The sequence below is a fragment of the Streptomyces sp. cmx-4-9 genome (genome assembly GCF_046548835.1).
GTDB lineage: Bacteria > Actinomycetota > Actinomycetes > Streptomycetales > Streptomycetaceae > Streptomyces.
In genome coordinates this window covers 627,964-651,264 of the sequence record NZ_JAEBEE010000001.1, presented here as the reverse complement: position 1 = coordinate 651,264, position 23,301 = coordinate 627,964, and the positions used below count along the sequence as shown (strand labels likewise).

At 73.3% G+C, this 23,301-nt stretch carries 17 protein-coding genes; 12 read left to right on the top strand and 5 right to left on the bottom strand.

Annotated features, from left to right (window positions below):
* Window positions 1-206 precede the first annotated feature (206 nt).
* A complete protein-coding gene (locus ACLJTM_RS03105) occupies window positions 207-2,639 on the top strand; it encodes an MMPL family transporter (RefSeq protein WP_411101753.1) in 2,433 nt (810 codons plus the stop codon).
* Window positions 2,640-2,836: 197 nt separating this feature from the next.
* Complete coding sequence (locus ACLJTM_RS03100; RefSeq protein WP_411101752.1) at window positions 2,837-3,466, top strand: hypothetical protein; 630 nt, start codon at window positions 2,837-2,839, stop codon at window positions 3,464-3,466.
* 49 nt (window positions 3,467-3,515) lie between these two features.
* Here ACLJTM_RS03100 and ACLJTM_RS03095 read toward each other — a convergent pair whose 3' ends face one another.
* Window positions 3,516-4,511, bottom strand: coding sequence for a helix-turn-helix transcriptional regulator (locus tag ACLJTM_RS03095; protein ID WP_411101751.1), 996 nt, complete (start codon window positions 4,509-4,511; stop codon window positions 3,516-3,518).
* 106 nt (window positions 4,512-4,617) lie between these two features.
* Between ACLJTM_RS03095 and ACLJTM_RS03090 the strand changes: the two genes are divergently transcribed.
* The 3 genes from ACLJTM_RS03090 (at window position 4,618) to ACLJTM_RS03080 (ending at window position 8,541) form a co-directional block, all read left to right on the top strand.
* A complete protein-coding gene (locus ACLJTM_RS03090) occupies window positions 4,618-5,079 on the top strand; it encodes a DUF3224 domain-containing protein (protein ID WP_411101750.1) in 462 nt (153 codons plus the stop codon).
* Window positions 5,080-5,224: 145 nt separating this feature from the next.
* Window positions 5,225-5,398, top strand: coding sequence for a hypothetical protein (locus ACLJTM_RS03085; RefSeq protein ID WP_411101749.1), 174 nt, complete (start codon window positions 5,225-5,227; stop codon window positions 5,396-5,398).
* Between the two features lie 80 nt (window positions 5,399-5,478).
* Window positions 5,479-8,541 carry a helix-turn-helix transcriptional regulator gene (locus ACLJTM_RS03080; protein ID WP_411102261.1) on the top strand — a complete coding sequence of 1,021 codons (3,063 nt, stop codon included), beginning with the start codon at window positions 5,479-5,481 and terminating at the stop codon, window positions 8,539-8,541.
* Here the strand turns inward: ACLJTM_RS03080 and ACLJTM_RS03075 are convergent.
* The 3 genes from ACLJTM_RS03075 to ACLJTM_RS03065 form a co-directional block, all read right to left on the bottom strand.
* Window positions 8,504-8,683, bottom strand: coding sequence for a DUF6191 domain-containing protein (locus tag ACLJTM_RS03075; protein ID WP_411101748.1), 180 nt, complete (start codon window positions 8,681-8,683; stop codon window positions 8,504-8,506). The genes ACLJTM_RS03080 and ACLJTM_RS03075 overlap by 38 nt on opposite strands.
* A 42-nt stretch (window positions 8,684-8,725) precedes the next feature.
* The gene (locus ACLJTM_RS03070) at window positions 8,726-10,027 is read right to left on the bottom strand and encodes a PQQ-dependent sugar dehydrogenase (RefSeq protein ID WP_411101747.1); all 1,302 of its coding nucleotides are present in this window, start codon (window positions 10,025-10,027) and stop codon (window positions 8,726-8,728) included.
* Window positions 10,028-10,142: 115 nt separating this feature from the next.
* Entirely contained in the window at window positions 10,143-11,150 is a 1,008-nt protein-coding gene (locus ACLJTM_RS03065) for an aldo/keto reductase (RefSeq protein ID WP_411101746.1), read from the bottom strand.
* A 73-nt stretch (window positions 11,151-11,223) separates the two neighbouring features.
* On the opposite strand from ACLJTM_RS03065, the gene ACLJTM_RS03060 reads away from it, so the two are divergent.
* The 6 genes from ACLJTM_RS03060 to serA all read left to right on the top strand — a co-directional run bounded on the left by ACLJTM_RS03060 (window position 11,224) and on the right by serA (window position 20,958).
* Entirely contained in the window at window positions 11,224-12,171 is a 948-nt protein-coding gene (locus ACLJTM_RS03060) for a 2-hydroxyacid dehydrogenase (RefSeq protein ID WP_411101745.1), read from the top strand.
* A gap of 275 nt (window positions 12,172-12,446) precedes the next feature.
* Entirely contained in the window at window positions 12,447-15,320 is a 2,874-nt protein-coding gene (locus ACLJTM_RS03055) for a putative bifunctional diguanylate cyclase/phosphodiesterase (protein WP_411101744.1), read from the top strand.
* A gap of 204 nt (window positions 15,321-15,524) precedes the next feature.
* Window positions 15,525-17,411 (top strand): acetolactate synthase large subunit, encoded by a 1,887-nt coding sequence (locus tag ACLJTM_RS03050; protein ID WP_411101743.1) that lies wholly within the window; start codon window positions 15,525-15,527, stop codon window positions 17,409-17,411.
* A gap of 31 nt (window positions 17,412-17,442) precedes the next feature.
* Window positions 17,443-17,967: an acetolactate synthase small subunit gene (gene ilvN / locus ACLJTM_RS03045; RefSeq protein WP_069922074.1), complete on the top strand. Its 525-nt coding sequence runs from the start codon at window positions 17,443-17,445 to the stop codon at window positions 17,965-17,967.
* 102 nt (window positions 17,968-18,069) lie between these two features.
* The gene (ilvC, locus tag ACLJTM_RS03040) at window positions 18,070-19,071 is read left to right on the top strand and encodes a ketol-acid reductoisomerase (RefSeq protein ID WP_411101742.1); all 1,002 of its coding nucleotides are present in this window, start codon (window positions 18,070-18,072) and stop codon (window positions 19,069-19,071) included.
* Window positions 19,072-19,368: 297 nt separating this feature from the next.
* Window positions 19,369-20,958 (top strand): phosphoglycerate dehydrogenase, encoded by a 1,590-nt coding sequence (gene serA / locus ACLJTM_RS03035; RefSeq protein ID WP_411101741.1) that lies wholly within the window; start codon window positions 19,369-19,371, stop codon window positions 20,956-20,958.
* Window positions 20,959-21,030: 72 nt separating this feature from the next.
* On the opposite strand, the gene ACLJTM_RS03030 is transcribed toward serA, so the two are convergent.
* The gene (locus ACLJTM_RS03030; protein WP_411101740.1) at window positions 21,031-22,602 is read right to left on the bottom strand and encodes an MFS transporter; all 1,572 of its coding nucleotides are present in this window, start codon (window positions 22,600-22,602) and stop codon (window positions 21,031-21,033) included.
* An 89-nt stretch (window positions 22,603-22,691) separates the two neighbouring features.
* On the opposite strand from ACLJTM_RS03030, the gene ACLJTM_RS03025 reads away from it, so the two are divergent.
* The gene (locus ACLJTM_RS03025) at window positions 22,692-23,288 is read left to right on the top strand and encodes a TetR/AcrR family transcriptional regulator (protein WP_411101739.1); all 597 of its coding nucleotides are present in this window, start codon (window positions 22,692-22,694) and stop codon (window positions 23,286-23,288) included.
* Window positions 23,289-23,301 lie beyond the last annotated feature (13 nt).

The following is a 23,301-nucleotide window of genomic DNA, read 5'->3' as shown; positions in this document are numbered from 1 at the left end:
CAGGTCCCGGACCGGTCCGCGCCCCTGTGACGATGCACACGAAAGGGGCCGACGATCACGGTTCGCTGGAATCCTTGAGGATGCAGACCCAGGGCCGCCACCCCGGGGCAATCCCCCGGCCGCCGGCCCGGGTCTGCACGCGTTCACGCGTCTTTGCGACGGGCTGTCTCCCGGTAAAGATCCGAACCACCCAGGGAGCACGTCCGTTGGCAACAATCGCGCGGTGGTGCCTGCGCCACCGCCTCCTCGCCGTCCTGATCTGGCTGCTCGCCCTCGGCGCGACCGCGGCCGCCGCGGGGACCACCGGGGCGGCCTTCTCCAACGACTACGCGGTCCCGGGCACCGAGTCGGGCAAGGCGGCCGACCTCCTGCGGCAGGGCTTCCACGGCCAGGGCGGGGACACCGACACCGTCGTGTGGCGGGTCCCCGACCGCCCGGCCGGGACGCAGACCGACGGCGCGGGCCGGGACGGCGGCGGGGGCCGGGACGGCGGCGGGGGCCGGGACGGCGGCGCGGGCCGGGACGGCGGCGCGGGGCGGGACGGCAGCCGGTACCCGCAGGGCGTGCGCACCCCGGACGTCGAACAGCGCATGACGCGCGCCCTGGACACCATCGCGGCGCTCCCCGGCGTCGGATCGGTCGCCGGCCCGTACGGGCCAGGCCCGCAGAGCGCCGCGCAGATCAGCCCCGACGGGCGCACCGCCTACGCCGTGGTGACCTTCGACCGGCAGGCCGACGCCGTACCCGGGGCCCAGGCCCGGGCCGTGGTCGACGCGGCGAAGAACCCGGCCACCGAGGCCGACGGCCTCCGGGTCGAACTCGGCGGCCGCGCCGTGGGCCTGACCGAGGCCCCCACCGCCCACCTCGCCGAGGTCATCGGCGTGGCCGTGGCGGCGCTCGTGCTCTTCCTCGCCTTCGGCTCGCTCGCGGCGAGCCTGCTGCCCATCGCCACCGCCCTGGTCAGCGTCGGCACCGCCTACTTCGGCATCACCCTCCTCGGGCACGCCATGCCGGTCGCCGACTTCGCGCCGATGCTCGGCACCCTCGTCGGCCTCGGCGTCGGCATCGACTACGCCCTGTTCATCGTCACCCGCCACCGCAAGGCCCTGCTGCGCGGCCTGCCCGTCGCGGACGCGGCCGTCAGCGCCGTCGCCACCACCGGCCGGGCCGTGGTCTTCGCCGGGGCCACCGTCTGCATCGCCCTCCTCGGCATGCTGGTGCTGCGGCTGAACTTCCTCAACGGCGTTGCGATCGCCGCCTCCGTGACGGTCGTGCTGACGGTCGCCGCCTCGGTCACCCTGCTGCCGGCCCTCCTCTCGTACATCGGGCCGCGCGCCCTGTCCCGCCGCGAACGCCGCCGACTCGCCGCCGAAGGCCCGCAACCCGAGGAGGCCACCGGCTTCGCCGTCCGCTGGTCCGCCTTCGTGGAGCGGCACCCGAAGCTCCTCGGCGCCTTCGCCGCGGCGGTCATGCTGGTACTGGCGCTGCCCACGCTCTCCCTCCACCTGGGCACCTCCGACCAGGGCAACAACCCGGCCACCTCCACCACCAGGAAGGCCTACGACCTGCTGGCCGAGGGCTTCGGGCCGGGCACCAACGGCCCGCTGGCCGTCGTCGCCCGCCTCGAAGGAGCCGGGGACCGGCTCGCCGTCGACCGCCTGGCCGGGGAACTGCGTACCGCCGAGGGCGTGGCCTCCGCCGGACCGGCCGTCCTCAACCGCAGCGGGGACACGGCCGTGGTGACCGTCGTCCCGGACTCCGCCCCGCAGTCCCGGGCCACGAGCGCACTCGTCGACCGGCTCCGCGAGCAGGTCGTCCCGGACGCCCTGCGGGGCAGCTCCGTGCAGGCGTACGTCGGCGGGGTCACCGCGGGCTACGACGACTTCGCCGAGGTGGTCGTCGGGAAGCTGCCGCTGTTCGTCGGGGTGGTCATCGCCCTCGGCTGCCTGCTCCTGCTGCTGGCCTTCCGCTCCCTGGGCATCCCCGTCAAGGCCGCCGCCATGAACGTGGCGGCCGTGGCCTCCTCCTTCGGCGTCGTCGTGGCGGTCTTCCAGTGGGGCTGGGGCAGCGAGCTGCTGGGCCTGGGCAGCGCCGGGCCGATCGAGCCCTTCCTGCCGGTGATCATGGTCTCGGTCCTCTTCGGGCTGTCCATGGACTACCAGGTCTTCCTGGTCAGCCGGATGTACGAGGAGTGGCTGGAGACCGGCGACAACCGGCGGGCCGTCCGCGTCGGCCTCGCCGAGACCAGCCGGGTGATCAACTCCGCGGCCGTCATCATGATCTGCGTCTTCCTGGCCTTCGTGCTGAGCGGCGACCGGATCATCGCCCTGTTCGGCATCGCGCTCGCCGCAGCCGTGGCCCTGGACGCCTTCGTGCTGCGCACCCTGCTCGTCCCGGCCCTGATGCACCTGCTCGGCGGCGCGAACTGGTGGCTGCCCGGCTGGCTCGACCGGCTCCTGCCGAGGATCAGCATCGAGCCCGCGGAACTCCGCCCGTCCGCGGCGATCCCGCCCCAGCGTCCCGGTCCGCACCCCACCGCGACCGAGGACGGAACCGGGGGCGGGGCCGAGGACGGAACCGGGGCCGGGGACGGGGCCGAGGACGGAGCCGGGGCCGGGGCTGCCACCCGCTTCCGGTGACGCCCGGGCGCCCGGGCGCGGCCCGGGGCGGGGGTACCGCCCGGGCCGGGCGGGCGCGGACGGCCTGCCGGGGCGGCCTGCACGGGACCCGCCCGCACCGCGCAGTCCCGGGACGGACCCGGCACCGGCGAGGCCCGTGTCCCTCCCGTCACCGCGTTCTCAGAAACCTCTCATCCGGGACCCCTACGGTGCCAGGCATGGACACCACGAAGACCCCTGCCCCGAACGCCCCCGAGGCGGACACCACCCCGGCCGACCTCCGCAAGACCGGGGGCGCCCCGTCCGCCGAACCCGAGGGCGCGCCCGAGCCCCGTACCGAGCCGGCGCCCGGCACCGAACCCGCGGACGGAGCCGCCGGCGAACACCCGGACGGAGCGGACTTCGACGAGGAGTTCGACGAGGAGGTCGACGAGGACCCGGCCGACGGGGCGGAGCGCACCGGCGGCGTCGGCGCCGCCGCCTCCGCGATCGTGGCCGCCGGACTCTCCCTCATCGCCCTCAGCGGCAGCTGGGCCGCCCGCCTCCTGGCCGAACGGCAGGGCCTCGTAGGCCAGATCGGCGGGGACAAGACCGCCCCGCCCGCCGAGCAGATCGCGGCCCTCTACGGCGACGGCTGGCAGCTCACCGCCCTCGTCAACGGCGCCGTGTCCACCGTGGCCCTGCTGATCGCCGTCTTCGTCCTGGCCCGCCCCGCCTTCGGCACGCCCGCCCGCACCCTCCCCGCCTGGGTCCGGGCCGTCGCTTGGGCCGCGGTGGTACTCGGCGCCGTCGGCGTCCTGGTCTTCGGCTTCCTCTACTTCCTCCCCCTCCCGAAGGTGCCCGCCTAGGCCGTCCCGGCGGGGCAGCGCGGGCCCGGCCCGGCCGGGCGGGGTCGGGCTACGCGCCCCGGGCCGGGGGCCCGTACAGCTCCGCCAGCGCCGCGACCGCCTCGGCCACGGCCCGGCGGAGCTCCGGCGGGCCGAGCACCTCCGCCTCGCCGCCGAGGCGGAGCAGGTCGCCCACGGCGAGCGCGCCCGCCTCGACGGGAAGCCGGACGCTGAGCCGGCCCTCGGCATCCGCGCGCTCCCCTGCCGCCTCGGCTTCCGCCAGGGCCCGGCTCCCTGCCGCACCGAACTGCATGGGCAGCAGCTTCCGGCCGCGCGGCGACAGCCTGAGGTGGGCCATCCGCGTCGGCAGGGCGGCGGCCTCCAGACGCCCGGCGGACTCCGCCCAGTGGGCCGCAAGCACGAAACCCGCCGGCCGCTCGAACCCCTGGGCCAGGACCTCCACGCTCAGGAACCGGCTGACGCGGTAGGTGCGCACGGCCTCGCCGCCCCGCGCGACGAGGTACCAGATGCCGCCCTTGAGGACGAGGCCCAGCGGATGCAGCTCACGGTCCGCCTCACCGCCCCGGCGCCGGTAGCGGGCACGCAGGACCTGCTCCTCCCACACGGCCCGGGCGATCGGGCCGAGGTGCGGTACGGGGTCGGCGTCGCGGAACCACGCCGGGGCGTCGAGGTGGAAGCGGTCCTGCACCTGCCGGGCGCGCGCGCCCATCCCGGCGGGCAGCGCGGCCTGGAGCTTGAGCCGGGCGGCGGCCAGGTCCGCGCCCAGGCCGAGGTCATGGGCGGGCCCCGGGACCGAGGCGAGGAAGAGCGAGCCGGCCTGGGCGTCGGTGAGCCCGGTGAGCCGGGTCCGGTAGCCGTCCATCAGCCGGTACCCGCCGGCCGGCCCCCGGTCGGCGCGGACGGGGACCCCGGACGCGCTGAGGGCTTCGATGTCCCGGTAGACGGTGCGGACGGACACCTCCAGCTCGGCGGCGAGACCGGGTGCGGTCATCCGGCCGCGGTTCTGCAGCAGGAGCAGGAGGGACAGGAGGCGGTCGGCGCGCATGGGGCCATCGTGGCCCATACCTGACAGGAGGTGTCAGGTACGGCGCCGAAGCTGTGGGGACGCCGGGCGGAGGTCCCGCCCGGCGTCGAGAACCAGGAGCACCGGCATGCCCACCTCCACGAGCGGTACCTTCACCTTCGCCGACTGGGAGGAGTCCCCGGTCGGCGCGGCCGACGCCTCCCCGCGCCTCGCCCGCGCCCAGGTCCGCAACACGTTCACCGGCGGCATCGAGGCCGCGCGGACGCACTGCGCCTACACCATCGCCTACGCCGCGGGGAACAGCGGGAGCTTCGCCGGGATGGAACTGGTCGCCGGCTCTGTCGGCGGCCGCACGGGGGCGTTCGTCCTGGAGGAACGCGGCACCTTCGACGCCTCCGGCACCACCCGCTGCACATTCGAGGTGGTCCCCGGCAGCGCCACCGGCGACCTCGCGGGCCTCACGGGCTCCGGCTCCTTCACCGCCCGGCACGGCGAGGCATCCGTCGCCTACGCCTTCACCCACGACCTGCCCCGGGCCGGCCGCCGGCCCGCGCAGCCCGCCGGGCGGGCCACCTGTGAGGGGCCTTAGGGCCCATACGGGCCGGTGCGGCCCCGGACTAAGGCCCCCGGCCGCCCGCAGATGCGGCATGCTCCCGATGTGCCGGGACCCCCTGGGAAGCGAATCTTGGATCACACCGAACGAGGTGCCGGGAAGAGCAACGAGGGAGAACGAGATGTTCGAGTACGAGATGGCCGCCGTCCGCCGCGCCGAGCTGATCCGCGAGGCCGACGCGTACCGCATGGTCCGCGAGGCCCGCAAGGCGCGCAAGGCGGGCCGCGCCTCGCGCAGCCAGGAACCCGAAGGGTCGGTGAGGGGAGTCCACAGCCGCTTCACCCCCGCCGCGTGACCCGCGTCGCGATCCGCGCGGACTGACCCGTGATGAGCGGCGTACGGAAATCCGGTGCCGCCGACCAGGACGCCTGTGCGATCCTCGGCGGTGTGGAGACCAGATCTGTCAGCCCGGTGTTCGTCGGCCGCGCCGACGAACTGGCCGTACTCACCGACGCCCTGACCCGCGCTGCCGGACAGGAGCCGCAGGCCCTGCTCGTCGGGGGAGAGGCCGGGGTCGGCAAGACCCGCCTCACCGAGGAGTTCCTCTGCGAGGCGGCCCGCCGCGGCGCCGTGGTCGCCGTCGGAGGATGTGTGGAGATCGGGGCGGAGGGACTTCCCTTCGCCCCGTTCTCGACGGCCCTGCGCACCCTGCACCGCCACCTCCCGCAGGAACTGGCCGCCGCGGCCGCCGGACAGGAGGACGAACTCGCCCGCATCCTCCCCGAACTCGGCGAGACCCCGCGCGGACCCCACGACGAGGAGAGCACCGCCCGCCTCTTCGAGCTGACGGCCCGCATGCTCGAACGGCTCGCCACCGACCGCACGGTCGTCCTCGTCCTGGAAGACCTGCACTGGGCGGACACCTCCACCCGCCACCTGCTCTCCTACCTCTTCCGCACCCTCGCCAGCGGCCGGCTCGTCGTCGTCGCCACCTATCGCGCGGACGACGTCCACCGCCGCCACCCCCTGCGCCCGCTCCTCGCCGAACTCGACCGGCTGCGCACCGTCCAGCGCATCGAGCTGCCCCGGTTCAACCGGGCCGAGGTACGCCGCCAGCTCGCGGGCATCCTCGCCTCCCAGCCCGACGAGGCCTTCGTGGACTCCGTCTTCGACCGCTCCGACGGCAACGCCTTCTTCGTCGAGGAACTCGTCGCCTCCCGCGCGAACGGCTGCCGGGCCGGCCTCACCGAATCCCTGCGCGACCTGCTCCTCGTCCGCGTCGAGGTGCTGCCCGACGCCGCCCAGCGCGTCGTGCGCATCGTCGCCGAAGGCGGCTCCACCGTGGAGTACCCCCTGCTGCGCGCCGTCGCCGGGCTCACCGAGGACGAGCTCATCGAGGCGCTCCGGGCCGCCGTCGGCGCCAACATCCTGCTTCCGACCCCGGACGGCGACGGCTACCGCTTCCGGCACTCGCTGGTCCGCGAAGCCGTCAGCGACGACCTGCTGCCCGGCGAACGCGCCCGCGTCAACCGCCGCTACGCCGAGGCGATGGAGGCCGACGGCACCCTGATCCGCGCCGAGGAGCGGACCATCCGGCTGGCCAGCTACTGGTACCACGCCAACGACCCGGCGAAAGCCCTGCCCGCGGTCCTCGCCGCCTCCGTGGCCGCCCGCCGCCGGCACGCCTACTCCGAGCAGCTGCGCCTGCTGGAACGGGCCATGGACCTGTGGGAGAGCGTCCCGCCAGAGATCCGCGCGTCGCTGCGCCCGGCGGACTACACCGACGTGTACCCGCCGTGCGGCTGCGATCCGGCCACCACCCCGCTGCGGCGCCTGGACCTCCTCGCCGAGGCCACCGTGGCCGCCCGCTACGGAGGGGAGCGCGAACGCGCCCTGAAGATCACCAAGATGGCGCTGCGGCACCTGGAGGAGGACCCGGACCCGCTGCGGGCCGCGTGGTTCTGGACCGAGCGCTCCCGGCTGGTGTCCAGCCTGGCCCGCGGCGACGGCTGGGAGGAGATCGCCCGGGCGCAGGAGCTCGTCCGGGGGCTTCCCCCGTCCCAGGTGCACGCCGAGGTCCTGGTGCGGGCCGCCGGCTGGGGGATGCTCCACGACCCGGGGCCCGGGAACCTCGCCGCCGCCGAACGCGCCGTCGAGTACGCGCGGATGCTCGGTGCGGAGGACATCGAACTCAATGCGCGGATCACGGTCGGCGCCCTGCTCACCGACGCGGGCGACGCAGAGGGCGGCATCGCCGAGCTGCACGCGGTCAAGGACCGCGCCGCCGAACTGGGCCTCACGGCGCTGGCGGGACGTGCTCATATCAACCTCACCTCTCAGTTGGAAAGCATGGGCCGCTCCCACGAAGCCGTGGAGCTGGCCGAGATCGGAGCCGAACTCGTCCGCACTTCGCGGCTGTTCGACTCGGAAGCCTGGGTGCGGGGCAACCTCGCGGAGAGCCTGTACAGCCTCGGCCGCTGGGACGAGGCAGCCGAAGCGGCCCGGCGCACCCTGCTCGTCGGCCAGAGCGCCGCGCCCCGCGGCGCCGCCTCCGCCCGACTCGCCTACCTGGCCCTGGCCCGCGGTGAACTGGCCGAGGCCGCCCAGCAACTCGACGCCGCGCACGCCCACTTCGGCACCCACGAGACCCAGCCCCAGCACCGCCTGCCGCTCTTCCGCCTCGCGGTCGGCGTGGCCGCGGGCGAAGGCCGGCTTGGCGACGTCCGCATCGAGGCCGCCCGGGCCGTCGCCTTCGGCTTCGCCCTCGGACAGCACCGCTACGCCTGGCCCCTGCTGCTCGCCGCCGCCTCCGCCGAGGCCGACGCCCGCGGCCTGCCCGCCGCCGAAGCCGGCCGGGGGGAGGCCCTGGACCTGCTGCGCACCGCAGCCCGCCCGCTGCCCGCCCCGGGACCGCTGTGGACCGCCCACGCCGCATACCTGCGGGCCGAACTGCTGCGGGCCGAAGCCGCCGACACCGTCGCCGACTGGACCGGCGTGGAGCAGGCCGTCCGGCCGCTGGAGCGCCCCTACCTGCTGGCCCGGGTACAGCACCGGCTCGCCGAGGCCCTGCTGGCCGCCGGCGCCGACCGGGAGCCGGCGGCCTGCCTGCTCCGCGAGGCGCACGCCACCGCCGACGGGCTCGGCGCCCGCAGGCTGTGCGAGGACCTGGCCCTGCTGGCGCAGCGCGCCCGGATCTCCCTCACCGCGGCCGACGAGACCCCGGCCCCGCCCGCGACCGACCCCGTCGAGGCACTCGGCCTGACCAGCCGCGAGCGGGACGTGCTGCGCCTGGTCGCGGCGGGCAGCACCAATCGCGGGATCGCCGAGGAGCTCTTCATCTCACCGAAGACCGCCAGCGTGCACGTCTCGAACATCCTGGCGAAGCTGGGCGTCTCCGGCCGTGGCGAGGCGGCCGCCCTCGCCCACCGGCTGCGCCTCTTCGCCCCGGCGCCCGTGCCCGTCAGCCGTCGGCCGGAGGCTGCTCCGCAGGGCGTATGACGACCGTGCCGGACTCGAGGTCTATCGGCCCCCGCCCCGGGTCCCCGTCGCTGAGGTCGACCCGGGTCAGCTCCAGCCGCTTCTTCTCCTCCTCCGTGTGCCCCCGCCCCGGACTGAACAACTGCTCGATCATGTTGAACACCGCACCACGCGCCTTCCGCCCCCCGTCCGGGGGCCGTGCCGGTTACCGCACCGTCAGTGTCAGGATCCTGTCGTCGCCCGCTTCCGGCGACCCGCGCCCGTCCGTCTCGCTCGTGACCAGCAGCAACGCGTCACCCCCCAGGGCCACCACCGAGCGCAGCCGGCCGTACTTCCCCTCCAGGAAGGCCTCGGGCTCGGCCACCGGCACGGCTCCCGCCAGCGGGATGCGCCACAACCGGCTGCCCTTGAGACCGGCCATCCACACGGAGCCCTGCGCCACGGCGATCCCGCTCGGCGAGGCTTCGTCGGTCTTCCACACGGCCACCGGGTCCCGCATGCCGGGCCTGCCCGCCTTCCCCTCGGCCTCCGGCCAGCCGTAGTTCCCGCCGGGCTCCACCAGGTTCAGCTCGTCCCAGGTGTTCTGGCCGAACTCCGCCGCCCACAGCCGCTTGTCCTGGTCCCAGGCGAGCCCCTGCACATTGCGGTGCCCGAGGGAGTAGACGACCGAATCCGCCTCCGGATTGCCGTGCACCGGCTCGCCGTCCGGGGTCATGCGCAGGATCTTCCCGCCCAGGGAGCCCTTGTCCTGCGCGAGCCCGGTCTCGCCCGTCTCGCCCGTGCCCGCGTAGAGCATCTTGTCCGGGCCGAAGGCGATCCTGCCGCCGTTGTGGACGAGCCCCTTCGGGATGCCCCGGAACACCGTGTCGGGGGCGCCCAGTTGCTGCCCGGCCGGTCTCTTCTCGTCATAGCGCAGCCGCGCGATGCGGTTGTCGGACTCGGTGGTGAAGTACGCGTAGACCAGATGGTCCGTGGCGAAGGAGGGGGACAGGGCCAGGCCCAGCAGGCCGCCCTCCCCGCCCGGCGCCACCCCGGGCACCTTCCCGATCTGCGTCACCGCGCCCGACCCCGTCGCGACCCGGCTGATCGTCCCCTTGTCCCGGGAGGCGACCAACAGGTCCCCGCCGGGCAGCGGCGCCACCCCCCACGGTGATTCCAGCCCCTTGGCGACCTCGCCCGTCACCGTCACCGAGCCCTTGGCCGGCGGGGCGGCCGCCCCGGCTGAGGCGGAGGCGCTCCCGGAGGGAGCCGGGGAACCGCTCCCCGGTGGCGCCGTGCCCGGTGGCCCGCCCCCGTCGAATGCGCCGCCCGCCCCCTGCGAGCACCCGGCCAGCAGGGCGCCGCACCCGGCCAGCGCCACCGCGGCCAGCACACTCCGGCGCCGCACACCCGACCCGCCGGACCCGCCCGCGCCGCCGCCCGCCCCCGCACTGCCGCCGCCCGCACCGCCGGGGACCGGAGCCCCCGCCGCCCCGTGCCCCGTGCGCACCATCCGTCCGTATCGCATCGCCCTGCTCCCTTCCGGTCCTCCGAACCTGCCCCTCATCCGTCTCAACCGCTGGAGCGCATCGCGAAGTTCCGCCACTCGTACACCCGATCGAGTGGTCCTGGGGCGGCGCCCGTCAGTCCCAGGCTCCCACCGCCGCCGGCAGGGCCGCCATCTCGGCCAGGTCCCCGGCCGTCAGCCGCACCTCGGCCGCCCGGGCGTTCTCCGCCGCCCAGTGCGCCCGGTCGGCCCCCGGCACCGGCACCACCTGCGGCCCCTGCGCCAGCACCCAGGCCAGCGCCACCTGCGCCGCCGTGACCTCGGCCCCGTGCCTGCGGGCCACCCGCCGCAGCCCCGCCACCAGCTCCTGGTTCGAGGCCATCGCGTGCGCCGTGAACCGGGGGTGGCGCGCTCGGACGTCCTGGGATTCGAAACCCTGGCCCGGCGTCAGCGTCCCGGTCAGGAACCCGCTGCCCAGCGGCATCGCGGCCAGGAACCCGACCGCCCGCGCCGCGCACCACGGCAGGAGCTGCCACGCGGCCTCGGGCGACCACACCGACAGCTCCGCCTGCACCGCGCTCACCGGGAACACCTGCTGCACCCGTTCCAGGTGCCGCAGGGTGGTCCCGTACGCCCGGTCCCCGCGCCGCCCCGCCCCCGGGCCCGCCCCGGCGCCCAGCGCGCAGAAGCCCAGCGCCCGGACCTTGCCCGCGCCCACCAGCTCCGCCATGGCGCCCCAGGTCTCCTCCACCGGCACGTCCGGGTCCACCCGGTGCAGCTGGTAGAGGTCTATGACATCGGTCCGCAGCCGCCGCAGCGAGGCGTCGCAGGCCCGCCGCACGTACCCCGGCCTGCCGTCGGCCACCACGTGCTGGTCGCCCGCCCGCAGCCCCACCTTGGCCGAGACGAACGCCTCGGAACGCCGTCCGCGCAGCACCCGGCCCAGCAGCAGCTCATTGGTGTAGGGCCCGTACAGGTCCGCCGTGTCCAGGAGGTTCGCCCCCAGGTCCAGCGCCGCGTGCACGGCGGCCACCGATTCATGGCCCTGCCGGAACGACGGTGCGTACCCCCAGCTCATCGGCATGCAGCCGAGCCCGACGGCCCCCACCGACAAGGCCCCGGCCCCGATCGACCTGCGCTCCACTCCTGCGTCCCCCTCCCGCTGCCGCCCCCAAACTAACGGCTCGCCCCGGACGGCCTCGCATAGCCTCTCGATCATGACTGCAACCACCGGGGACGTCTGGCTCCCCTTCCCCGCCGCCGAGGTCCCCGGCCTCCCCGCCTCCTTCCGGTACCGCCACTGGGACGGAGAGGAGGAGTTCCCCGCCGATCCGGCCGACTGCGTCTTCTACGTGACCCCGTACATGAAGTCCGCCGAGGTCACCGCACGGCCGCTGGCCGCGATGGGCGCCGTCGAGGTCGTCCAGACCCTCACCGCGGGCATCGACCACGTCCGCGGCGCCCTCGGGGGCCTGCGTCCCGGCGTACGGCTGTGCAATGCCGCGGGTGTGCACACGGCCAGCACGGCCGAACTCGCCCTCACCCTGGTCCTGGCCTCCCTGCGCGGCATCCCCGCAATGGTCCGCGGCCAGGACCTGGAGGAGTGGCGGGGCGGGTTCTACGACGCCCTCGCGGACAAGTCCGTCCTGATCGTCGGGTACGGGTCGATCGGCTCGGCCGTCGAGGACCGGCTCGTGCCCTTCGAGTGCGGACCCGTCGCACGGGTCGCCCGCACGGCGCGCACCACCGCGCGCGGTCCGGTGCACGCCCTCGCCGAGCTGCCCCGACTGCTCCCGTACGCCGACGTGGTGATCCTGTGCACCCCCCTCACCGAGGACACCCGCGGCCTGGTCGGCACCGGCTTCCTGAGCCGCATGAAGGACGGCGCCCTGCTGGTGAACGTCGCGCGCGGACCCGTCGTCGACACCAACTCCCTGCTGGCGGAGCTGGAATCGGGCCGGCTGCGCGCCGCCCTCGACGTCACCGACCCGGAACCGCTCCCGGCGGGCCATCCGCTCTGGCACGCACCGAACGTCCTGATCACCCCCCATGTGGGCGGCAGCAGCACCGCGTTCGAGCCGCGGGCCAAGCGCCTCCTCGCCCGCCAGCTGACCCGGTTCGCCCAGGGAGAACCCGTGGAGCACACGGTGCTGACCACCGGCTGACACCCGCAGCCGGTACGCTCCGCAGTCATCCGGATGCACGCTGTGCCCCCAACTCCCCGCGTGGTAACGGAGAGTAGAGAAGGTATGTCCCTGAGTGACGAAAGTGGTGTATCGTCCGGAAGAAGGGGCTGCGCCGCGAACGTCTGGCGCTGGGGAGTGATCGGACACTTTGGGGGGCGACGGGCGATGCACGGCCAATGGACGAAGGATCCGACGCGGCACAGCCGCCGCAGGCGACGATGGGGTGCCCCCGAACCCGTAGGCGAGGGGGACCGGTGAGTGCCCCGGGGGCGGCGCTCCTGAACCGGCCGCCCGGCGCGACCGGCGGCAGGGGACTGGCGATGCAGCTGCTCCTCGCCGTGGTCAGCGGCGGGTACGCGGTGGGCGCCGCCCTCAACTGGGGCTCCGAGGAAGTCGCCGAGGTCATGGGCGACTTCGGACTGAGCGCGGCGGGACTGCTCGCCGCGGTCTCCTGCTACTCCTATGCGCGGTCGATCGACAGCCGCGAACGGCCCGCCTGGCTGCTCTTCGCCTTCTCCTCCCTCATGGGGGCCTCCGGCAATGCGGTCTGGGGCTGGTACGAGGTCGTCCTCGGCGTGGAAGTGCCCAAACCCTCCGTCGCCGACTTCGCCTTCCTGTGCTTCGCCCCGCCCGCCATCGTGGGCCTCCTCGTCCTCGCCAAACGGCCCGTGACCCGCGCCGGCTGGGTCTGCCTGGGGCTCGACTCCTGGCTCATCGGCGGATCCCTGCTCACCCTCTCCTGGAGCCTGGCCCTCGCGCACGCCGCGCAGACCGCCCAGTCGGGAGCCCCCGGCAGCGTTCCGCGCGCCGCCCTCTCGCTCGCCTACCCGCTGCTCGACATCGCGCTCGTCTCGATGGTCCTGGTCCTGCACTTCCGGCGCTCCGAGACCAACCGCTCCGCCGTCAACACCGCCATCGCGGCCCTCGCGCTGACCGTGCTCAGCGACGCGCTGTTCACCTCCCCGCTGCTGAGCGCCGAGTACCAGTCCGGCCAGCTGCTCGACGCCGGCTGGTTCGCCGGCTCCCTGCTGCTGGCCTACGCGCCCTGGGGTGCCCGCCGGCTCCACCCGGGCCTCGAACCCCTCGGCCACCCGCGCGGGGAGCGGGGGCACAGCCGGCCCATCACGGGCTCCCTGCCCGCCCTCGTCCCGTACCTCGCGGCGGCCGTCTGCACCCTCGGCATCCTCTACAACGTCGTGGACGGCCGGAAGGTCGACCGGATGGTCGTCTTCACCGGCTGCACCGTCGTGCTGGCCCTCGTCATCCGCCAGGGCATCATGCTCCTGGACAACATCGCCCTGACCCAGGAGCTGGCGCAGAAGGAGAACCACTTCCGCTCGCTCGTGCAGGGCTCCAGCGACGTCATCATGATCGCGGCGCCCACCGGGACCCTGCGCTACGTCAGCCCTGCGGCCGCCGGGGTGTACGGGCGCGAGGCGGAGGAGCTGGTCGGCACCGAGCTGGCCGCCCTCATCCACCCCGACGACCTCGGCCGGGTGGTCCACGAGGTGCGCCGCTTCCTCGCCGCCCCGCCGGCCGAGGAGCCCACCACCCGCATCGAGTGCCGGTTCAAGTCCGGCGAGGGCGAGTGGCTCAACGTGGAGTCCACCGTCAACCGCCACCAGGGCGGCCTCATCCTCAACAGCCGCGACGTCACCGAGCGGGTCCGGCTCCAGGCGCAGCTCCAGCACAGCGCCGAGCACGACGCGCTGACCGACCTGCCCAACCGGGCCCTGTTCACCCGCAGCGTCCGCCAGGCCCTCACCGGGCGCCGGGCCGGCGACCACAGCACCGCCGTGCTCTTCATCGACCTCGACGGCTTCAAGGCGGTCAACGACACGATCGGCCACCAGGCCGGCGACGAGCTGCTCGTCGAGGCCGCCCGCCGCCTCCAGGACTCCGTCCGGGCCGGGGACACCGCGGCCCGGCTCGGCGGGGACGAGTTCGCGGCCCTGATCCTCGGCGACGGCAGCCGGGACCGCAGTGCCCGCGAGTACCAGGTCCACGAGATCGCCGACCGGCTGCGCACCACCCTGTCCCAGCCGTACAGGATCGCGGGCAGCGAGGTCCGGGTCGCCGCCAGCATCGGCGTGGCCTTCGCCGACCCCGGCATCACCCCCTCGGACCTGATGCGCAACGCGGACCTGGCCATGTACCGGGCCAAGGCCGGGGGCAAGAACCGGGTCGAGATGTACGCCCCGCAGATGCAGGCCGAGGTGGTGCGCCGGGCCGAGCTGGCGGGCAGGCTGCGGACCGCCCTGCACGAGGGGGAGTTCGCCCTGCTGCACCAGCCGGTGGTGTCGCTGGCCACCGGTGAGGTCTCCGCCGTCGCCGCGCAGGCCCGCTGGCGGTCGGCCCAGGGGATCCTGTTCACCCCCGCGGAGTTCCTCCGGGTCGCCGAGGGCGGCGGCTGCGCCCCCGCCGGACCGGACGCCTCCCGGACCGCCGAGCTGGGGCGCTGGCTGCTGGAGGAGGCCGTGGAGCAGGCTGCCGACCGGCACCGGGCCGGGCACGACGTACCGGTGTCCGTCCGCATGACCGCCCAGCGGCTCCTGGACCGGGCCGTACCCACGGGCTCCGTGGAAGCCCTCCTGACCAGGCACGGGCTGCCCTCCGGCGCGCTGATCCTGGAGCTTGCCGTCTCCGACCCCAGGGTGCCCTTCGAGGACCTGGAGCGGCGCCTGGCGGCCCTGCACCGGCTCGGGGTGGGAATCGCCCTGGACGGCTTCGGCAGCGGGTACGCGGCCATCAGCGCCCTGCGCCGCCTCCCCGTCGACATGCTCAAACTCGACCGGGGCCTGGTGGAGGGGGTCGCGGAGTCCGCCCGCCTCCACAAGATCACCGCGGGGCTGTTGCGGATTGCGAACGACCTGGGCATGCAGTCGGTGGCCGACGGGGTCGACCTGCCGGAGCAGGTCATGGCACTGCGTGCGATGGGGTGCACACACGGGCAGGGAGTGGCATTTTCTGGCCCCCTCGACGAGTACAGGCTGCGGCGGGCGCTGGTGCGCGGTACGTTCCCGGTACCGGGCGGAGCAGCCCAGCCGGCCTTGGCCGGAGGCTCCACCGGAGGCTCGATGGTCATCCGCAGAGGCTCACATAATGAGACGCCCGTCCCACCTACTTGACATCCACCTCACGCCGGAGGGAGGGTCAGTGTCATGCGCACCCGAATTCTCGTACGTGGAAAGCGCGTCGGCTGAAGCTGGGGCCTGCATGTCCCCGCTCAACGCACCCGACGCGCTCCCCTCGCCTGCCTCCCGGCACGAGGGGTTTTTTGTTGCACTGGCACAGAGTCGAACCTTTGTAAAACCCTCAGCTTCGAGAAGAGAATGCCGATGACCGAGCAGGCCACCGGGGCCCACCATCCGCAGCCGCGGCCCCGTTCCGGCGGACACCAGACCGCCGCAGTTGAGCACGTCACGGGTGCGCAGTCCCTCATCCGCTCTCTCGAAGAGGTGGGGTGCGACACCGTCTTCGGCATCCCCGGCGGTGCCATCCTCCCCGCGTACGACCCGATGATGGACTCGAAGAAGGTCCGGCACATCCTGGTCCGCCACGAGCAGGGGGCCGGCCACGCCGCCACCGGCTACGCGCAGGCCACCGGGAAGGTCGGGGTCTGCATGGCCACCTCCGGCCCGGGCGCCACCAACCTGGTCACCCCGATCGCCGACGCGCACATGGACTCCGTGCCGCTGGTCGCGATCACCGGTCAGGTCTCCTCCAAGGCGATCGGCACCGACGCCTTCCAGGAGGCGGACATCGTCGGCATCACCATGCCGATCACGAAGCACAACTTCCTGGTCACGCGGGCCGAGGACATCCCGCGGACGATCGCGGAGGCCTTCCACATCGCCTCCACCGGCCGCCCCGGCCCGGTCCTGGTCGACATCGCCAAGGACGCCCTCCAGTCGAAGACCACCTTCAGCTGGCCGCCGGCCCAGGACCTGCCCGGCTACCGCCCGGTCACCAAGCCGCACGCCAAGCAGATCCGCGAGGCCGCCAAGCTCATCTGCCAGGCCAAGCGCCCGGTCCTGTACGTCGGCGGCGGCGTCATGAAGTCCGGCGCGACCGCCGAGCTGAAGGTCCTCGCCGAGCTGACCGGCGTCCCGGTCTGCACCACCCTGATGGCGCTGGGCTCCTTCCCCGACAGCCACCCCCTGCACGTCGGCATGCCGGGCATGCACGGCAGCGTCACCGGTGTCACCTCGCTGCAGAAGTCGGACCTGCTGATCGCCCTCGGCACCCGCTTCGACGACCGCGTCACGGGCAAGCTGGACAGCTTCGCCCCCTTCGCCAAGGTCATCCACGCGGACATCGACCCGGCCGAGATCGGCAAGAACCGCGCGGTGGACGTCCCGATCGTCGGTGACGCCCGCGAGGTCATCGCCGACCTGATCCAGGCCGTCCAGGCCGAGCACACCGAGGGCAACGCCGGGGACTACTCCGCCTGGTGGAAGGACCTCAGCCGCTGGCGGGAGACGTACCCGCTGGGCTACGACCTGCCCGCGGACGGCATGCTGTCCCCGCAGCAGGTCATCGAGCGCATCGGTGAACTCGCTCCCCAGGGCACCATCTACGCGGCGGGCGTCGGCCAGCACCAGATGTGGGCCTCGCACTTCGTCAAGTACGAGGAGCCCCGCACCTGGCTGAACTCCGGCGGCGCCGGAACCATGGGCTACGCGGTCCCGGCCGCGATGGGCGCCAAGGTCGGCATGCCCGAGCGCACGGTCTGGGCGATCGACGGCGACGGCTGCTTCCAGATGACCAACCAGGAACTGGTCACCTGCGCGCTGAACAACATCCCGATCAAGGTCGCGATCATCAACAACGGCGCGCTGGGCATGGTCCGCCAGTGGCAGACCCTCTTCTACAACCAGCGGTACTCCAACACCGTGCTGCACGCGGACGAGACCGGCCACGACACCGTCGGCTCCCAGCTCGGCGAGTCCGTCGCCCCCCGCAAGGGAACCCGCGTCCCCGACTTCGTCAAACTGTCCGAGGCCATGGGCTGCGTGGCGCTGCGCTGCGAGGACCCCGCCGACCTGGACCGGGTCATCGCCGAGGCCAACGCGATCAACGACCGCACCGTCGTCATCGACTTCATCGTCCACGAGGACGCCATGGTGTGGCCGATGGTCGCCGCCGGCACCTCCAACGACGAGGTCATGGCCGCCCGGGGCGTCCGTCCCGACTTCGGCGACAACGAAGACGACTGAGCCGAGAGAGCCGAGAGAGAGAACGCCTCACATGTCCAAGCACACGCTCTCCGTCCTGGTCGAGAACACGCCCGGCATCCTCGCCCGGATCGCCGCGCTGTTCTCCCGCCGCGGGTTCAACATCGACTCCCTCGCGGTCGGCGTCACCGAGCACCCCGACATCTCCCGCATCACCATCGTCGTGAACGTCGAGGACCTCCCGCTGGAGCAGGTGACCAAGCAGCTCAACAAGCTGGTCAACGTCCTCAAGATCGTCGAGCTGGAGCCGCACAACGCGATCGAACGCGAGCTCGTCCTCGTCAAGGTCCGCGCCGACAACGAGACCCGCTCGCAGATCGTCGAGATCGTCCAGCTGTTCCGGGCCAAGACGGTCGACGTCTCCCCGGAGGCCGTCACCATCGAGGCCACCGGGGGCACGGACAAGCTCGGCGCGATGCTGAAGATGCTGGAGCCCTTCGGCATCAAGGAACTCGTGCAGTCCGGCACGATCGCCATAGGGCGCGGCGGCCGGTCCATCACGGACCGCAGCCTGCGGGCGCTCGACCGCAGCGCCTGACCGCCTCAAGTCTGTACCGCTCGCATAGCGAGACCAGGAAACTCTGATTCCGTTCCCCGCCGTACGGTGGGAGCAACACCAGCGCACCAAGGAGATATCCCAGTGGCCGAGCTGTTCTACGAGAACGACGCCGACCTGTCCATCATCCAGGGCCGCAAGGTCGCGGTCATCGGTTACGGCAGCCAGGGCCACGCCCACGCGCTGTCGCTCCGTGACTCCGGCGTCGACGTCGTCGTCGGTCTGAAGGAGGGCTCGAAGTCCAAGGCCAAGGCCGAGGAGCAGGGCCTGAAGGTCGTCCCGGTGGCCGAGGCCGCCGCCTGGGCGAACGTCATCATGATCCTGGCTCCGGACCCGCTGCAGGCCGAGATCTACGAGGAGTCCGTCAAGGAGCACCTCGAGGAGGGCGACGCGCTCTTCTTCGGCCACGGCTTCAACGTCCGCTACGGCTTCATCAAGCCCCCGGCCAACGTGGACGTCGCCCTGGTCGCCCCGAAGGGCCCGGGCCACCTGGTCCGCCGCCAGTACGAGGAAGGCCGCGGCGTGCCCTGCATCGCCGCCGTCGAGCAGGACTTCTCCGGCTCCGCCTTCCAGCTGGCGCTCTCGTACGCGGCCGGCATCGGCGGCACCCGCGCCGGCGTCATCAAGACCACCTTCACCGAGGAGACCGAGACCGACCTCTTCGGGGAGCAGGCCGTCCTCTGCGGTGGCGCCTCCGCGCTGGTCAAGGCCGGTTTCGAGACCCTGACCGAGGCCGGCTACCAGCCGGAGATCGCCTACTTCGAGTGCCTCCACGAGCTGAAGCTCATCGTCGACCTCATGTACGAGGGCGGCCTGGAGAAGATGCGCTGGTCGGTCTCCGAGACCGCCGAGTGGGGCGACTACATCACCGGTCCCCGCATCATCACGGACGCCACCAAGGCCGAGATGAAGAAGGTCCTCGCGGAGATCCAGTCCGGCGAGTTCGCCAACACCTGGATGGCCGAGTACAAGGCCGGCCTGCCGAAGTACAACGAGTACAAGAAGGCCGACGAGGCCCACCTGCTGGAGACCACCGGCAAGAAGCTGCGCAAGCTGATGAGCTGGGTCGACAACGACGAGAGCTGATCGCGTGCGCGGCGGGGCCGGGGCACTGTGCCCCGGCCCCGCCGCGCCCGGGCGCCCGACCGCCGCGGGCCGCCCGGAGGCACGGAACGGGGCGCCCGCCGCACCCTCCTTGTCCACCTCGGCCAACCACGGACGGGTGATCCTTCCGTACAGGCGGAAATCCGGACCGTCCGCGCCACTACACTGCTCAACACATACGCGTCAGGCCCACAGTGTCGTGCGTCTTCCACGCGGCTACCCCCTCCACCGCCTGCGGCCGTCGGGACGGCCGTCCGCACTGGACTTGTGAGGACCCACGTGAGCTCGAAACCTGTCGTACTCATCGCCGAAGAGCTGTCGCCCGCCACGGTGGACGCGCTCGGCCCGGACTTCGAGATCCGGCACGTCAACGGAGCCGACCGCGCGGAGCTGCTGCCCGCGATCGTCGACGTCGACGCGATCCTCGTCCGCTCCGCCACCAAGGTCGACGCCGAGGCCATCGCCGCCGCCAAGAAGCTGCGCGTGGTCGCCCGCGCCGGCGTCGGTCTGGACAACGTCGACGTCTCCGCCGCCACCAAGGCCGGCGTCATGGTCGTCAACGCCCCGACATCGAACATCGTGACCGCCGCCGAGCTCGCCTGCGGCCTGCTCGTCGCGACGGCACGCAACATCCCGCAGGCCAACACCGCCCTGAAGAACGGCGAGTGGAAGCGGAACAAGTACACGGGTGTCGAACTCAGCGAGAAGACCCTCGGCGTCGTCGGCCTCGGCCGCATCGGCGTGCTGGTCGCCCAGCGCATGTCGGCCTTCGGCATGAAGATCGTCGCCTACGACCCCTACGTCCAGCCCGCGCGCGCCGCCCAGATGGGCGTCAAGATGCTGACCCTGGACGAGCTCCTCGAGGTCGCCGACTTCATCACCGTGCACCTGCCCAAGACCCCCGAGACCCTCGGTCTCATCGGCGACGAGGCCCTGCACAAGGTCAAGCCGTCCGTCCGCATCGTCAACGCCGCCCGTGGCGGGATCGTCGACGAGGCCGCGCTGTACACGGCCATCAAGGAGGGCCGCGTCGCGGGCGCCGGGCTCGACGTGTACGCCAAGGAGCCCTGCACCGACTCCCCGCTCTTCGAGCTGGACCAGGTCGTCTGCACCCCGCACCTCGGCGCGTCCACGGACGAGGCCCAGGAGAAGGCCGGCGTCTCGGTCGCCAAGTCGGTGCGCCTCGCGCTGGCCGGCGAGCTCGTGCCGGACGCGGTCAACGTCCAGGGCGGCGTCATCGCTGAGGACGTCCGTCCGGGCCTGCCGCTCGCCGAGAAGCTCGGGCGCATCTTCACCGCCCTCGCGGGCGAGGTCGCGGTCCGCCTCGACGTGGAGGTCTGCGGCGAGATCACCCAGCACGACGTCAAGGTGCTCGAACTCTCCGCGCTCAAGGGCGTCTTCGAGGACGTCGTCGACGAGACGGTCTCCTACGTCAACGCCCCGCTGTTCGCGCAGGAGCGCGGCGTCGAAGTCCGCCTGACCACCAGCTCGGAGTCCCCGGACCACCGCAACGTGGTGACCGTGCGCGGCACCCTGTCGGACGGTCAGGACGTCTCGGTCTCCGGCACCCTCGCCGGTCCCAAGCACCTGCAGAAGATTGTCGGCATCGGCGAGTTCGACGTGGACCTGGCGCTCGCCGACTTTATGGTCGTGCTGCGCTACGCCGACCGCCCGGGCGTGGTCGGCAAGGTCGGCCAGCTGCTCGGCGAGGCCGGTCTGAACATCGCCGGCATGCAGGTCGCCCGCGCCGAGGCGCACGGCGAGGCCCTCGCGGTGCTCACCGTCGACGCCGAGGTCCCGAGCGGTGTCCTCGCGGACATCGCCGCAGAGATCGGCGCGGTCTCCGCGCGTACGGTCACCCTCGGCTGACCCGCGCGGCGGGGCAGGACGGCGAAGGGCCCGGGGGAGACCCCGGGCCCTTTCGCATGCCGTCTGCGGCGCTCACCCCGCCCGGTGCAGCGCGCCCTGCTGCGCGGGGACTCCGGCGGACGGGGCGTGATCGGCCGGGTCCGGGGCCGGGTCCGGGGTCCCCGGCCGGCGCAGCAGGACCGCGGCGAGCAGCGCCGTCCCGAGCAGCAGCGCTGCGCCGCCCCAGGCCGCGTACTGCATGCCGTGGACGAAGGCCTCGCGGGCCAGGGCCAGCAGGTGGCTGCCCGCCGGGCCGCCGAGCTGCCGGGCGGTGGCGACGGCCCCGCCCAGCGTCTCCCGTACGGCGGGCTCTTCGCCGGCCAGGTCCGAGCGGTAGACGGCGGCGCCCAGGCTGCCCAGCACGGCCATGCCGAGGGCGCCGCCGAACTCGGTGCCGGTCTCCAGCAGGGAGGCGGCGGAGCCGGCCTTCTCGGCGGGGGCGGAGGCCAGGGCCATGTCGGAGACCAGGGACATGACGGCGACGATCCCCGAGGCGAGGACCCCGGCGCCGGCCAGCAGCAGCCAGAGTGCGTCGGTGTCCACCAGGGCGAGGAGGGCGAACCCGGCCGCAGCGAGGACGAATCCGCCGGCGATGACCCGGGCCCGGTCGACCTTCCGGGCGAGGGCGGCGGAGGCGGGGGCCGCGGCGCCGATGACCACCGAAGGGGCGAGGCTCCACAGGGCGGCCTCCAGGGTGCCCATGCCGAGCACCGACTGGAGGTACTGGGTGGTGAAGTAGGCCGAACCCATCATGGCGAAGGCGGCGACGGTGTTCAGCCCGACGCCCGCGGCGAATCCGCGTTTCGCGAAGAGGACCCGGTTGACCATGGCGTCGTCCCGGGTGCGCTGGCGGCGGACGAACAGGTACCCGAAGGCCAGTCCGGCGGCGAGGAAGCCGGCGCGCAGCGGTGTGAAGCCGTCGGCGGCGATCTCCTTGAGGCCGTAGACCACGGGCAGGACGGCGGCCATCGACAGCGGGACGCTCAGCAGGTCGAAGCGGCCGGGGGCCGGGTCCTTGAACTCCGGTACCAGGAGCGGCACGAGGACCAGCAGGAGCAGCATCGCCGGAACGTTGACGAGGAAGACCGCACCCCACCAGAAGTGGTTCAGCAGCAGTCCGCTCATGACCGAGCCGAGGGCGATGCCGCCCGTCATGGCCCCGGACCAGAGGGCGATGGCCCGGCTGCGCTGTGCGTCGTCCTGGAAGAGGTTCCGTACGAGGGCGAGCGTGGACGGCATCAGGGTCGCGCCGCCGACGCCGAGCAGGACGCGGGCCGCGATGAGCATCTCGGCGCTGGTGGCGTACGCGGCGCCGACCGAGGCCAGGCCGAAGGCGGCCGCGCCGATCAGCAGCAGGGTCCGCCGGCCGATCCGGTCGCCGAGCGAACCCATGGTGATCAGCAGGCCGGAGAGCGCGAAGGCGTAGCTGTCGAAGATCCACAGCTGCTGGGTGGCGCTGGGGTCCAGCTCCCGGGAGATGGCGGGGACGGCGAAGTAGAGGACGGAGACGTCCATGGAGACCAGGAGCAGGGGCAGCAGCAGGACGGTGAAGGCGGTCCATTCGCGGCGGCCGGCGAGGTGCGCCGTGGCGGCGGGGTGCGTCATGGAGAGGAATGTACAGCCGTTTAATACGGCTGTCTATGACGAATGTATTGAACTACCGTCTAGGACAGCTGTCTTGCTACCGTGACGGCATGGGACATCGTGAAGATCTGCTCGAAGGTGCCAAGACGTGCCTGCTGGAGAAGGGGTTCGCGCGGACGACGGCGCGCGACGTGGTCAGCGCCTCGGGGACGAACCTGGCCTCCATCGGCTACCACTACGGCTCGAAGGACGCACTGCTCGCCCAGGCGTACGTCGCCCTGGTGGAGGAGTGGGGCGAGAGCTTCCAGGCCGGCCTGACCGGGGAGGGCGGCTCGCTGGAGCGGTTCCGCGCGTTCTGGGAGGCCGTCGTGGCCCGGCAGCCGGCCTCGGGGCCCGTCTGGGCGGCCGGCCTGGAGGTCGCGCTGAGCGGGGAGCGGATGCCGGAACTGCGGGCGCAGCTCGCCGCCTCGCAGGGGGAGGGGCGCCGCGGGCTGGTCTCCATGCTGACCGGCACGCCGGAGGAGGAGCTCACCGAGCGGGACCTGCGCACCCTGGGCGCCTTCTACCAGGCGCTGCTCAACGGCCTGATGATGCAGTGGCTGTTCGACCCCTCGTCGGCGGCGGGCGCGGAGGAGTTCACCGAAGGCATGCGCCGGGCGGTGGAGCTGGCCGGACGGACCCCGGCGGACCCGGCGCAGCAGACCTGACCGGGCCCGGGCA